This window comes from Mesorhizobium sp. P2_D5, from assembly GCF_056404355.1.
The window spans coordinates 462184-475740 of the sequence record NZ_JBFUEE010000001.1; the positions used below are offsets into that span (position 1 = coordinate 462184).

A 13557-nucleotide genomic window follows, 5' to 3' on the forward strand; every position below is an offset into this window, starting at 1 on the left:
GTCGAATTCGCGCCTCTGATCTTATTCCAGACATTCGTCGGATCCTAGACCGAACATCTAGCTTGGAACTCAAGGAGTACCGCCGAGCCGAAACGACCAGACTAGGAAGCTATTTGACCACAATGCTTGCCTGATTCCTGCCCCAATTGCCCGCTCCAGAACGGTCACTCGTCGAGCCAGTATTGGCGGGGACAGCCGAACTGGCGCGAAGTGACAGATTGGCGCTTGGCGACAAATGCCAGTGCGAAGAGACTCCGGGGCGAGCTGTTCGCTTTCACACCAGGCAGGATCGTGTAACCCTGATCGACCAGTTGCAATTTCAGCTCGCTGAGATGCCGTTTGAAGCCGTTCTCGATTTGGCTCCGAGGGTAGCGCCATCCGTTCCTGCACGCTCGGATCAGAATGTCGGAATACAATTCGGCACTAACGGCTCTCACAGCATCTTCGGAAATCAGCTTGCCGCCAGATTGCGTGCCTTCGGACAAGCACGGTCCAACCGACAGAGGCAGCACCAGCATTGCGGCAAAGATAGATGACTTTGTCATGGACACCTCCTGCTTCCTGAATGGATCGGGTTTCTGCGACCCGACCAAACCCCGTCGACAGGAAAGCCTAGAATTGGTGGCGGTCGGATGGCATCGTGCAAATGCAGTGTTTTCGAGATCGCATCTGTAGTATTTTGCCGTGCCGGGTCGGCCACAACTCGTAGCGGATCGGAGACTTGAAGCGATGCTTCGCGCCGTGAGCAATCCTCTGACCAGTCTGTCGGACCGGGAGCGGGTGGTCGCTGCAAAATTCGCCGAGGGGATGACCTACCGTGAAATCGGCGAGACGCTCTTCATAGCGCCGACTACTGTTCGGACCCATCTGTCGGCCATATATCGGAAACTCGATATTCGCAGCAAAGTAGCGCTTGCAAACTTGCTTGCCGACCAACGCGAGCAAGACACGGGCCAGGCATCATCCGGTGGCCTTTCGGTAGAGGCTTCTGGGCCAACAGTCGTTGCGGTTCTCCCTTTCGACAATCTGAGCGCGGACGAGCGATGGAACCGCTTGGCCGATGGCTTGTCGGCGGACATCATGGTCGACCTCGCTCGCTACCCCGACCTTGCGGTCATCGCCCGCCAGACCATGCTCTCGTACAAGGGACGGCGCGATGACGTGCTATCCATCGGGCGGGAACTGAATGCGGATTATCTACTTGAGGGGACCTTGCAGGCGGCAGCGCAGCAGCTGCGGATCTGCGTCCAACTCGTCGACGCGCGCACTGGAGTCGATTTGTGGACGGCCCGCTACGATCGATCAGCGGAAGACCTGTTTGCGATGCAGGACATGGTCACCGAAAACGTCGTCAACGTCCTTGCTAGCTGTTGCGGCAAGCTCGCAAAACTTCGACGCGATGTTGTCCGCCGAAAACACCCCGCCAGCCTACGTGCCTATGACTACTATCTGCTCGGCGTCGAGCAGCACAATTTGTACACGCACGCTTCGAATGCGGAAGCGGTGCGGCTTCTGACGCGTGCCATCGAGCTCGACCCTGGACTTGCAAGAGCCTGGACAGTACTGGGGCTGGCGCATGCCGTCGCCGCCATCAATGCGTTTACCAACGACCTTTCCGCCGCAAAGGAGCAATGGAAACTGTGCCTCGAACGAGCTTTGGCGCTCGACGCGGGTGATACCCATGCACGCATATGTCTAGCCGAGCTTCGAGCCTTGCAGGGCGATCTCGATGCCACAGCAAGAGAACATGATCTTGCCTTGGCGGCCGCCCCGCACGATGCCGATACCCTCGCCTTGCTTGCCGGAGGAAAGGCGTTCGTGACAGGCGACCCGCGGGAAGGATATGAACTGGCGAAGCGCGCGATCCGTCTCAATCCGTATGTTTCCTGGTACTATAGCATGCTTGGCCGATCGAGCTTCGTTGTAGGTCTCCACAGGGAGTGCCTGACCGCGTTCAGCCAAGCACCGCCGGACTCGCCTGCAACGCTGCTGTTCCAGGCCATGGCGCACGCCATGCTCGGTGAAACACCTCAGGCAATAAAGATTGCCAACCGGTTGGCGAGAGAATTTCCAAACACTTCGGCCGAAGGGTTTATCGGCTCCTATCCAGTCACCAATCCTCCCGCTATTGCCGCGATCCGGGAGGGTGCCCGCCGAGCGGGGCTGGCAAGCTTCAATTGAGATACCATTGCGGAGACCTCGGCGAGACCAGGCGAATCCTAGCCACAATGTTGATTGCGTATGGTGCCGTAGAGGCTGTCGGCTACGCGCAGGCGCAAAATCTGCTCACAATCATCGCACCAGTCTCCGGTCAGACTGCCGATGGGACGCTCTCCTTTTCCGGGAAGGCTTTCGTCAACAGCATTACACGGCGCGGAACTATTAGCGGACAGACCAATACCGGGGTCGAATGCCGAGGGACGGCTATCGTCAATCTTACGTTCTCGCATGGAGAAGGGACGATCGTTTGCGGGCAACTCTCATCCCGGTTCGTGTTCTCCCTGACCAGCAGACAACCCGTAGCTGGCACAGGAGCGGGAACCCTTTCCGACGGGCGCAAGGTGATGTTGAGAATAGGACAATGACCACAAATCGACCGCCCTTTTGTCAAGAAGTGGCGAGCTGAGACATTGATGCAAGGGGGCTGACTATTACTCTTGCCAAGGCCGACGGAATCCCAGCCGGTCGATGACCTCGCACGCGGAAACGGAAGCCCCCGAGCCCGGTTGTAGCGGATCACGGGTGGGCAACGCTTTCTCACGGCGGAAGTTGAACATCAACCGCGAGCAATAGCCCTACGTTTTTTCGAGCGGATGGCTTAGGCTCATCGCATGGGACTATTGACCTTCAGCATAAACGTCACCCTGGACGGCTGCGTCGATCATGAGGAGGGAATCGCTGACGACGAGACGCACGCGTTCTTCACCCGCCTTATGGACGAGGGCGGGGCGATGCTGTGGGGCCGCATCACCTACGAGATGATGGAGAGCTACTGGCCGGCGGTGGCTCGCGGCGACGTGGAGGCGCCGCCGGCGTTACGCGAGTGGGCGGTCAAGCTGGACGCCAAACCGAAGTACGTGGTGTCGTCGACGCGAACGGACTTCCCGTGGGCCAACAGCCACCACATCGCCGACGATCTGCGAACAGGCGTACAGAGGCTCAAGGACGCGACTCCGGCCGGCGTGCTCCTCGGTAGCGGCAAACTCGCAACCGAGCTGGACCGGCTGGACCTGATCGACGAATATCAGCTCCTCGTCCATCCCAGGATCGCCGGCCACGGCCCGACCCTGTACCAGGGCGGGCTGCCCAGTGCGCGACGGCTCGAGCTGGTCTCGGCGAAGCCGCTCCGCAGCGGCGTGGTCGCTATGCACTATCGGCGCGAGCGCTGACTCCGAGCAGCCTCAACGCGCCCAGCTCGGGGGCTTGCGTGTCGCAGGAGCGCCGCCGATTAACAGTCGGCTTTGGGACCAGATGCACCCAAGCGCCGGGCCGTCTGTAGCGGAGACCTCGGCTGGCTGCCCGTACCGGCGGGCTGACGATTCTGCGCGCCATTTGTGAACAAAACTGGACACTCCTGCCAGAGGCGCCCCGCCGCCCATCGCCAGACCTTCCAGTAGCCAGCTTGGTCGAGGTCAATCGACGACTTCTGCTTCCAGGACGTCCCCTTGCCTTCGGCCACCGTCAGACCGGCGAGCTGCTCGATAACGGCCAGGCGATAGGCCATGATGTCGATGGAACAGCTTCGAAAACGCGGCCGGGGTCTCGTAGCCGACACGGGTCGCAATCCTTGCAATCCCCTCGTCGCTTGTTTCGAGCAGAAACGCAGCCTCCGACATCCGGCGTGCGATCAGATAACGGTACATGGACTGGCCGACGAGGTTGGTGAAGCGAGCTGAAAACGCCGAGCGACCGAGCCCCACGCGCTGCCCTAGGTCGCCAAGGGTCCAGGGTTGATCCGGTCGTTCGTGAATCAACTGAAGCGCCGGTCCTATGTGCGGGTCCGCCATCGCCCCCAGCCACCCGCCTTCTCCGGAATCGAGAGACTTGATCCAGCTTCGCAACACCTCAACGAAGAGCACTTCGGTCAGTCGTGAGAGTGCGACGCCTTGGCCGGGACGCGCGAGCGCCGACTCGCTCACCATGCGTTGCAGAATCGCCTCGAGCCATCCGCCGTCTTCCGTCGGCTTCAGGAGAAGCAGGGGCGGAAGTAATTCCAACACGCTGCCGCGCGAGGGCCGCTCCACAGTGAAATTGCCACAAATCATCGTCGAGAGCGGCTGCGCGTTGCCTCCATGACGAACGACGCCAAGACGTCCGGGCAGTCGACCGAGATCCGGAATCGGTAACGGCTTCGTCCGGCGGTCCGAATAAATCACGTGAGGCTCGCCGCGTGTGACGACGACAAAGTCGCCCGCGGTCATGTGGAGTTCTCGTCCCTCATCAAGCTCGAGGGTAGCTGAGCCACGACTGAGATAGTGGAACAGGGCGTAGGGGCGCGCCGGCAATGCCAGATTCCATGGATGGCCGAGCTCGAAGTGGAAGAGCAGAGTCCCACCGAGGCGAATGCGATCGAGCACTTGGGCGAGGATGTCCATCCTCCTGATGTTAATACGACGGACGGTCAGACACAATATTCGGACGATTGATGTCTAACGTCCGAATGCTCCACGTACTAACTGATCTCAAGTCGAACCAGCAGGTCGCGCGGCAAACCATTGCGCAAACGGCAGATGGGAGAACCGCGACTTTTGCCGACACGCCTGCCCCGGACCTGCGTCGTCCGTCATCTCAACAGGAGCAATCAATGCGAAATCTTCTACTCTCAGTCGCCACCGTCCTCATGGCCGGAGCAGCACTTGCCGTCCCCGCCCAATCAGCTCAACTGCCCAAGGGGGCGGCTCACAATATCGTGCTCGTCCATGGCGCTTTCGTCGACCAGACGAGCTGGAAGCCGGTTGCCGATATCCTCACAAAGAAGGGCTACAACGTAACGCTCGTCGAAAACCCGCTCACCTCCCTCGCAGCGGACGTCGATGCCACCAAACAGGCGCTCGCGAAACAGAACGGCAAGACCGTTCTCGTTGGCCACTCTTGGGGCGGTGTGGTCATCACCCAAGCAGGCGACGATCCAAACGTCTCGGCGCTCGTCTACGTCTCCGCATTCGCGCCCGACGTGGGGGAATCTCTGGCGAGCTTATCCAAGAGCGGTCCGGCAACCGAGGGCGCCGCGGCAATCCATCCCGACGAACAGGGCAACCTCTACATCGATCCCAAAGTGTTTCCTTCGGCAGTCGCGGCTGACCTTCCTCCGGAGATCGCCGAATCCTTGGCAAACCATCAGCTCCCGTTGAACCACACGGCGTTCGAGGCTCCCGTCGATAAGGCAGCTTGGCGCGACAAGCCGACGTTCTATGTGATCAGCACGAAGGACAAGGTCATCGCACCCGAGGTCCAGAAGATGTTCGCCGACAGGATGAAGGCCCAGACGACGGAGGTCGCCGGCAGCCACGCCTCTCTCGTCGTCCACGCGAAGGAAGTCGCCGCCGTGATTGAAAAGGCCGCACTCGTGAAGTGACGATACCGCTCCCGGCACTTTCGTGCCGGGAGCACGCGTGCTCGGCGGACTACGGAATGCCTTGGACCGCGAGCGGCTCAGACCTAGCCAAAACCGCACCAGCTACTCCCACTCGATTATTTGCCAAGCATCCGGAGGATGACATGACTGAGTTCGACACCGCGAGCCAGGACGCCGCCACGCTAGAAACGGCGCCCACCCGTTACATCGAAGGCAGCGGAATCCGCTTCGCCTATCGCCGCCTCGGCCCATCGACCGGAACGGCGCTGGTTCTCCTGCAGCATTTCTCGGGCAACATCGACGCGTGGGACCCCGCCGTCGTGAATGTCCTGGCCGCCGATCGACCGGTGATCGTTTTCGACAACGCCGGGGTCGGCCGCTCGACAGGCCAAACGCCCGACAATATCGCGGCGATGGCCCGAGACGCGGTCGCTTTTATCAAACTGCTCGGCCTCTCCGAAGTCGACCTTCTGGGCTTTTCCCTCGGCGGTTGCGTCGCCCAGCAGATCGCTGCCGAGCACGGACGGCTGGTCCGCAAGCTGATCCTCGTCGGCACCGCTCCGAAAGGCGGAGAGGAACACCTGTTGACGGTTCTCCAGGACGCTTTTTCCCAAACCGAGGCGCCGGACCTCCGCCTGCCGCTATTCTTCACGAAGTCGTCCGCCAGCCAGTCGGCCGGCCTGGCGTTCCTGAAGCGGGCGAAGGTGCGAAGGGAGGATCGGGACACCGATAACGGCGGCGCGGTGACGGATCCGCAGGCCAAGGCGCTTATTACTTGGTGCGCCACACCTGATCCCGAGCACGCCATTCTGCGCGCCATCCGCCAGCCCGCCCTTGTGGTCAGCGGCAGCCACGACACCATGCTGCCGGCGGACAACGCCTACGCAATGTTCAAGGCTCTAAGCAACGCCCAGCTGGTCCTCTATCCCGATTCCGGCCACGGCGCGCTGTTTCAATACCCCGAATTGTTCGTCAGCCACGTCCGGACCTTCCTGGAAGCGTAATCGGCGGTTGCATAATCCCGGCGCGATCGGTCGCGCCTTTGTTCTTGAGAGCTGTAGCGGAGAAAGAAATGACAATCGCAAAGGTCGAGGTTGAGCGTTTCAGCCTGGCGTGTTCCAAACCCTTCGACGCCGTTGTGGCCGCGCTCAAGTCAGCGGTCGGGCAACCTGACATGGTCGATTTTTTCAAGGCGACGAGGGCTGCAAATTCCTTCTCGGATTTGGAGCGCGTTGTGCAAAACGGCCAAGGCCGCATCGGTCTCATGCTCTTCGCGGAATTCGACTTGGGCGCCATTCTGCGCCGCGAAACTGGACGCGACACTCCTAAGAGCATGCGGTTTCTGGTGGGCAATCCACTCATTATGAAAGAAATGGTCAAGCACGTTCCCGATGCTGGATCCTACGCCCCAGTCACAGTCCTTGTTGATCAACGTCCCGATGGCGTGCATGTCTCCTATGACAAAATGGAGAGTTATCTGCTCTCTTATGGTAATTTGGAGGCTCTTGCCGTCGCCCGCGATCTTGATGCGAAAATCACAAGCTTGTTACGCGAATGCACGAGCTAAACTCTCCTGATGACGCTTCAGACGGATGGAAGTGAGAGTCCGTCTCGAACACGCATGACCTCTCGCGATGCGGCGGATGGGAACCATGCCGGCGACGGCGTTGAGGAATGCGGTCGCCGAAGCGATGGTGGCTCGGCATCCGTCCCGGTCGTGCGGAGCGGCTGGGTACAGTATCGCTTCGAGAGACCGTGACAGCCCCGCGAGCAAGCGCGTTCCGTCTCGGCGGCACCACTTGCGTCACGACGCGACCTGCGCTTCACCTAGCGAGCTCGCGAGATCGACCGAACTCACCCGCGGCTCTGCGCCAATGGCAGACGTTCGGTTGACAGACGTTTACAGAGGCGCGACTTGCACGAGACGCGACATCTTAGTCATCGCCTCGCCAAGTGTTGCCGTGTTCGATCTTGTCGCGCGAGAGCAAGCAGCACTAGAAAGCAGGCCATTTGCTAATTTAACAAAGTACAATAGGGTGAAAATCAGAGGGGGCCTAATGACGAGCGGAACGGACATTCTTGATGCCGCCGTCATCGGTGCCGGTTGGGCGGGGCTAGGCGTCAGTCATGCGCTGACGCAGCGCGGCTTGCGTCATCGAGTGTTGGAGCGAGGTCGCATCGGTGAGACCTGGCGGACCCAGCGCTGGGACTCCTTTCGGGTAAACACACCTAACAGCCAAACGGTCATGCCAGGGGATACCTATGTTGGGCCCGATCCCGACGGTGCAATGACAAGCGGTGAGTTTGTTACGCTGTTGGAGGACTATGCAGTCCGGTATGGCCTCCCGGTGGAAACCGGCACGCCGGTGACGGAACTTGTTGCGAGCGGCGGCCTGTATCGGCTGGCCCTTCCGCACGGCCCCTTGTGGGCGAGGACTGTGGTGATCGCAAGCAGTAACCAGAATTGCCCGGCGCGCCCGCCTTTTTCTGCGTTGCTGCCGCCCGAAGTCCAACAGATTGATGCATCGGCCTACCGCAACGCATCTCGTCTCGACAGCGGAGCCGTGTTGGTGGTCGGTAGCGCCCAGTCGGGCGGCCAAATAGCCGAGGACTTGGTCCAGGCGGGGCGAACTGTCTTTCTTGCAACGAGCCGGGTCGGCCGACTGCCCAGAATGTACCGAGGCAGTCACATCAGCGTCTGGATGGTTCTTAGCGGACTGATAGATGTGACGCGCAGCGAAATACTTCAGCAGGGCCCCATCCCTGGAAGGCCCCTGACAGGTGCGCTCCATACGATCAGCCTGCAGTCCCTCAGTGCGCAAGGCGTTGTCTTGCTGGGTCGCCTCACAGGCGTCGACAACGGCCGCCTCTCGTTCAGCGACGATGCAGAGGAGCATCTTCGCCATGCAGACGAGGGGTCCGCTAGAATTCGAAGCCATATCGACGAGTACATCGCGCGCAGTGGGATCGATGCCCCGAGGGCTGAGCCGGACCCGGCGGAGGTGATTGGCGCGCTTCTGCCGAATCCACCAGTCCGATCAATTGACCTCGCCGCGCGGGGGATCACAACGGTGATCTGGTGCACCGGGTTCAGAGGGGATTTCGGGTGGGTGCGCGTTCCCAATGTGCTCGATGCGCAAGGGCAACCATTGCACGAGGGCGTGTTCGCGGGCGCCCCTGGCGTGTATTTTGCCGGCCTGCCTTTCGCGATCTCGCGACGGTCGGGCACAATATTGGCAATCGCGCAAGAAGCAGCCCTGTTGGTCGAGGATATCCAGAGTCGTTTAGCAGACACCTGCCTCTGACGTCCCGATTCAGTGTGCGGACTCTGAGCGATCATCCGGCAGGCGGCTTCCTCCTCTCGCGAGGGCCAAGCCACGAAGGTGAATGGCCGCTGAGGGTCGATCGCGGACCCCGAGTGTCCAGTGTTGCCCTGGGGTGGTGGTGTAATGGCGCGCCCGAAGAGATTCGAACTCCTGACCCCCAGATTCGTAGTCTGGTGCTCTATCCAGCTGAGCTACGGGCGCGCAACAGGCCATGCTTTCCATGACCCCGCTAGCCGATCGTGAACGACCGGCCGCGACGAGACGTGTTCCCTAGCGACTGAATTTCCGAAAAGCAAGCCGATCCGGCAAAAGTTTTGTCGCAAGTATGTCATCCGGCGACGGCGGTCAGGATTCCGCCATGTTCAAAAGGGCCCGAAGTCGAGCCCAAACGCGATCCTTGGAAGGAAGAACACCGACCCCAGAGAAAATGGGCACCGGGCTTGCAGGGAAGAGCATCGGGCAAAACAACGCCCGAACCATCACGCCGGGCGGCGCAGGCCGCTGCGGGCCTGGTCGAGCCGGACCGGCTGGTCGGGGATGGTGACAGCGAATGTGGTGCGCCCGCCAATGCTTTCCACCAGCTCCACCGTGCCGCCATGCGCCCGGATCAGTTCGTGCGCGATCGCCAGGCCAAGGCCGGTGCCGCCGCTGCGGGCCGAGCCGCGAAAGGCCGCGAACAGGTTTTCCCGCGCCTTGGGTGGTAAGCCGGGGCCGGTGTCGGTGACGACGATGCGGCTGACGCTGCCCAGGCGCACGGCCGATACCGCCAGGCGCCGGACCAGCGCGCTTTCATTGTCTGCGGCCATGGCCTGCACGGAATTGCGGCACAGATTGGTTAGCACGCGGAACAACTGCTCGGAATCGGCATCCACCTCGAAGGCCGGCTCGATCGCATTGACGAACTCGATGCCCTGCTCGATGTCGAGCAGGCCGTGCACATCCTCGACCAGCTGGCGCAGCCTGAGCCTGCGGCGCGAAGGCGGCGGCTCCTGGGTGCGGCCGTAGTGAAGCACGCCTTCGGAGTAGGAGACGGCGCGGTCGAGCGCGCGCAGCAGTTTCGGCGCGAAGGCCTGCACGGTCGGGTCCTTGACCTGGCGCAGGCGGTCCGACATCAGCTGCGCCGAGGCCAGGATGTTGCGCATGTCATGGTTGATCTTCGACACGGCCAGGCCGAGGTCGGCAAGGTGCTTCTGCTCGGAGAGCATCTTTTGCAGCCGCTCCTGCATCTGCGACAGTTCGCGCTCGGCGACGCCGATCTCGTCGGCGCGGGCGGCGGGATGGATGATGCGTCCGGGATCGTCCGGCGCCTCGGAGAAGGACAGCATCGAACGCGTCATCGTCCGAATCGGCCCGATCATGATCAGGTCGATCGCGGCATAGACCAGCATTGCGGTGAACAGCGAGATCAGCAGCGAGACGAAGGCGACGTTGCGCGAATATCGCAGCATGGCGTTGCGCAGACTGTTGTCCGGCATGATCAGCTCGAACTCCTTGTCGCTGTCGCCGACCGGGCCGAAGACGCGCAGCATCCTGTGGCCGCCGAAAAACAGCGTGTCGAGCGCGCCGGTCATGCCCTTGATCATGCCGATCGAGGCGATATCGATGTGTTCGTCGACCTGCGGCGGCATCTCGGCCACCACCAGCAGCCGCGACACGCCGCCGTCACGCACCGCGATCGCCTTGGCGCCGATCGCCATCAGCACGTCGTTTTGGGCCGCACGCGACAGCGAGGTGGATTCACCTTGCACCAGCACGATCGACACCGCCGCAGCCGTGCTCAGCCGCTCCTTCAGCCAGTTCAGCCGGTAGCTGGCGATCCACGGCAGGAAGATCAGCACTTCGGCCAGAAGCACGAAAACGATGGTGAGCAGCAGCAGCTTGGTCGACAGGCCGCGCGACAGCGGCACGGTGCGCCCGGCGGTTGGCGCCGCCGTGTCGATCCGTTCCTCCGCCTGTATGGTTTCGCTCATGCGGCTATGTCTTCACGATCACTTGATCAACGCAGATTAGGCGATTACGGCTTTTTTACCAATTTCATCCTTGGCCGGAAACAAAAACCGGCCTGGACGACGACCGGCTTCGGCCTGGCGACTCCGGATTGACTTCCAAAACCCTTCTTTCTATAAGCCCGCTCACGCTCGGGCCATTCGTCCCGGCGCGGTTTCGATCGCGCCAAAACCGGCCCGGCAAAGCTCCTGTTACACAGTGACAGAATCAAGAAGGGCCGCACCCCGCGGTATTAAAACAAATGAAGCGTACCTACCAACCGTCTAAACTCGTCCGCAAACGTCGGCACGGCTTTCGTGCCCGCATGGCCACCAAGGGTGGTCGCGGCGTCGTCGCAGCTCGCCGCAACCGCGGTCGCAAGCGGCTCAGCGCCTGAACGGAAGACGAGATCGTTGCCCGCATCCGGCAAGCCAGTGGGACCAAATCCCAAGCGGCTTCTGAAGCGCGCCGAATTCCTGGCCGTCCGTCGTGGTGAAAAGCGACGCGGGCGGCTTTTTCTCGTTGAAGTTCTCGACCGTGGCGACGGCCTGTCGCCGCGCGTCGGCTATACCGTCACCAAGAAGGTCGGCAATGCGGTTGTCCGCAATCGCGTCCGGCGACGGCTGCGAGAAGCGGTCCGTACACATGCCGCAAGTGACATGGCGCCTGGCAATGACTATGTCATCGTCGGGCGCGAAGATGTGCTGACCATTCCGTTCGGCCAGTTGAAGGCCGAACTTTCCCGCCGATTGCGCGGAACACGATAGGCCAAGGGCTTTCGATGGAAAACAACCGGAACTTCTTCATCACCATCGCGCTGTCGGTGCTGATCCTGGCGGTATGGCAATATTTCTATGTCTTGCCGCGCAGCGAAGCCCAGCGCGAGGCGGCCCGCGTCGAACAGCAGCGCGTCGAAGAGCAGAAGAAGGCCGCCGACGCCGCCAATCCAGGCGCCGGTACCGCAACGCCCGTCGCACCTGGCGCCATTCCGAACGCACCCGGCGGCAACGCGATTGCGGCGGTCGACCGCAACCAGGCGCTGGCGGCAAGCAAGCGCGTCAAGATCGATACGCCGAGCCTCGAGGGCTCGATCAACCTGACCGGCGCGCGGCTCGACGACCTCAAGCTCAAGCATTACACCGAAACCGTCGACAAGAATTCACCCGAGATCGAGCTGCTCAACCCGCAAGCGCTGGCGACGGGATATTTTGCCGAGATCGGTTTCGTCGGCAACGACAAGACCGGTGCGGTGCCGGGTTCGGACACGGTGTGGAGTGTGGACGGCAATCCGACGCTGAGCCCGTCGACGCCGGTCACGCTCACCTACACCAATGACAAGGGCCTGACGTTCAAGCGCACGTTCTCCGTCGATAACGACTATATGTTCACGGTTTCGGACACGGTGCAGAATTCCGGCAGCAGCGCCGTTTCGCTGTTCAACTATGGCCGCGTCACGCGCTATGACAAGCCGGCCGTCGCCAGTACCTACGTGCTGCATGAAGGTTTGATCGGCGTTACCGGCACCGAGGGCTTGGCCGAATACAAATACGCCAAGATCGAATCCGAAAAGCAGGTCACTCCGGGCAAGTCGACCGATGGCTGGCTCGGCATCACCGACAAATACTGGGCCGTCACGCTGGTGCCGACCGAGAAGCAACCGTTCCAGCCGCGCTATGCCTTTTTCGACGATGGTCGTCACCGCTACCAGTCCGACTTCCTCACCGATGCAATCAATGTCGATGCCGGCCAGTCCGCGACAGTCGAGACAGAGATCTTCGCCGGCGCCAAGGAAGTCGCCAAGATCAACGCCTATGAGACCGACCGTCACATTCGCCAGTTCAATTTGGTGATCGACTGGGGGTATTTCTATTTCATCACCAAGCCGATGTTCTGGCTGATCGACACGCTCTACAAATTCTTCGGCAATTTCGGCCTGGCGATCCTCGCCACCACCGTCATCGTCAAGGCCATCTTCTTCCCGCTCGCCAACAAGTCCTACGCGTCGATGGCGAACATGAAGAAGGTACAGCCCAAGATGCTCGAGATCCGCGAGAAATACGCGGACGACAAGATGAAGCAGCAGCAGGCGATGATGGAGCTGTACAAGACCGAGAAGATCAACCCGCTGGCCGGCTGCTGGCCGGTGGCGCTGCAGATCCCGGTCTTCTTCTCGCTCTACAAGGTGCTCTACATCACCATCGAGATGCGCCACGCGCCATTCTTCGGCTGGATCCAGGATCTGGCGGCACCCGATCCGACCTCGATCTTCAATCTGTTCGGCCTCGTGCCGGTCACTTTGCCGCACATGCTGATGATCGGCGTCTGGCCGCTGATCATGGGCGTCACCATGTTCCTGCAGATGCGCATGAACCCGACGCCGCCGGACCCGACGCAAGCCGCGATCTTCACCTGGATGCCGGTCATCTTCACCTTCATGATGGCGGGTTTCCCGGCCGGTCTCGTCATCTACTGGGCCTGGAACAACACGCTGTCGATCCTGCAGCAGGGCGTGATCATGAAGCGCCAGGGCGCCAAGATCGAGTTGTGGGACAATCTCGTGGCATTGTTCCGAAAGAAACCATCGCCAGCGGAATAGCAGGCCTCTCCTTCCATCAAAGCCCCGGCTGGTCCGGGGCTTTTTTATTGGCCACAGGCGGGGTCACGTTCCCG

General features: G+C 61.2%; 12 protein-coding genes and 1 tRNA gene. 9 read left to right on the forward strand and 4 right to left on the reverse strand.

Annotated features, from left to right (window positions below; genetic code table 11):
- Window positions 1–164: 164 nt before the first annotated feature.
- Complete coding sequence (locus tag AC1DYW_RS02205; RefSeq protein WP_477224970.1) at window positions 165–551, reverse strand: hypothetical protein; 387 nt, start codon at window positions 549–551, stop codon at window positions 165–167.
- 178 nt (window positions 552–729) lie between these two features.
- Here AC1DYW_RS02205 and AC1DYW_RS02210 point away from each other — a divergent pair, with 178 nt between their 5' ends.
- Both AC1DYW_RS02210 and AC1DYW_RS02215 read left to right on the forward strand, forming a co-directional pair.
- Window positions 730–2181 (forward strand): LuxR C-terminal-related transcriptional regulator, encoded by a 1452-nt coding sequence (locus AC1DYW_RS02210; RefSeq protein WP_477224971.1) that lies wholly within the window; start codon window positions 730–732, stop codon window positions 2179–2181.
- Between the two features lie 650 nt (window positions 2182–2831).
- A complete protein-coding gene (locus AC1DYW_RS02215; RefSeq protein ID WP_477224972.1) occupies window positions 2832–3389 on the forward strand; it encodes a dihydrofolate reductase family protein in 558 nt (185 codons plus the stop codon).
- 243 nt (window positions 3390–3632) lie between these two features.
- Here AC1DYW_RS02215 and AC1DYW_RS02220 read toward each other — a convergent pair whose 3' ends face one another.
- A complete protein-coding gene (locus AC1DYW_RS02220) occupies window positions 3633–4595 on the reverse strand; it encodes a cupin domain-containing protein (protein WP_477224973.1) in 963 nt (320 codons plus the stop codon).
- A 209-nt stretch (window positions 4596–4804) separates the two neighbouring features.
- Here AC1DYW_RS02220 and AC1DYW_RS02225 point away from each other — a divergent pair, with 209 nt between their 5' ends.
- The 4 genes from AC1DYW_RS02225 (at window position 4805) to AC1DYW_RS02240 (ending at window position 8880) form a co-directional block, all read left to right on the forward strand.
- Window positions 4805–5575 (forward strand): alpha/beta fold hydrolase, encoded by a 771-nt coding sequence (locus AC1DYW_RS02225; RefSeq protein WP_477224974.1) that lies wholly within the window; start codon window positions 4805–4807, stop codon window positions 5573–5575.
- A 143-nt stretch (window positions 5576–5718) separates the two neighbouring features.
- Window positions 5719–6579 carry an alpha/beta fold hydrolase gene (locus tag AC1DYW_RS02230; RefSeq protein WP_477224975.1) on the forward strand — a complete coding sequence of 287 codons (861 nt, stop codon included), beginning with the start codon at window positions 5719–5721 and terminating at the stop codon, window positions 6577–6579.
- Window positions 6580–6647: 68 nt separating this feature from the next.
- The gene (locus AC1DYW_RS02235) at window positions 6648–7142 is read left to right on the forward strand and encodes a DUF302 domain-containing protein (RefSeq protein WP_477224976.1); all 495 of its coding nucleotides are present in this window, start codon (window positions 6648–6650) and stop codon (window positions 7140–7142) included.
- A 490-nt stretch (window positions 7143–7632) separates the two neighbouring features.
- Window positions 7633–8880 carry a flavin-containing monooxygenase gene (locus tag AC1DYW_RS02240; protein WP_477224977.1) on the forward strand — a complete coding sequence of 416 codons (1248 nt, stop codon included), beginning with the start codon at window positions 7633–7635 and terminating at the stop codon, window positions 8878–8880.
- 145 nt (window positions 8881–9025) lie between these two features.
- Here the strand turns inward: AC1DYW_RS02240 and AC1DYW_RS02245 are convergent.
- Together AC1DYW_RS02245 and AC1DYW_RS02250 are read right to left on the reverse strand one after the other, a co-directional pair.
- Window positions 9026–9102, reverse strand: a tRNA-Arg gene (locus tag AC1DYW_RS02245).
- A gap of 278 nt (window positions 9103–9380) precedes the next feature.
- A complete protein-coding gene (locus AC1DYW_RS02250) occupies window positions 9381–10871 on the reverse strand; it encodes an ATP-binding protein (protein ID WP_477224978.1) in 1491 nt (496 codons plus the stop codon).
- Window positions 10872–11149: 278 nt separating this feature from the next.
- Here AC1DYW_RS02250 and rpmH point away from each other — a divergent pair, with 278 nt between their 5' ends.
- The 3 genes from rpmH to yidC are packed head-to-tail and all read left to right on the forward strand — an operon-like array spanning window position 11150 to window position 13483.
- On the forward strand, window positions 11150–11284 hold the full coding sequence (rpmH, locus tag AC1DYW_RS02255) for a 50S ribosomal protein L34 (RefSeq protein WP_008833937.1): 135 nt from the start codon (window positions 11150–11152) through the stop codon (window positions 11282–11284).
- 16 nt (window positions 11285–11300) lie between these two features.
- Complete coding sequence (gene rnpA / locus AC1DYW_RS02260) at window positions 11301–11654, forward strand: ribonuclease P protein component (protein WP_111545239.1); 354 nt, start codon at window positions 11301–11303, stop codon at window positions 11652–11654.
- A gap of 14 nt (window positions 11655–11668) precedes the next feature.
- On the forward strand, window positions 11669–13483 hold the full coding sequence (gene yidC, locus AC1DYW_RS02265; protein WP_477224979.1) for a membrane protein insertase YidC: 1815 nt from the start codon (window positions 11669–11671) through the stop codon (window positions 13481–13483).
- The last annotated feature ends 74 nt before the right edge of the window (window positions 13484–13557 follow it).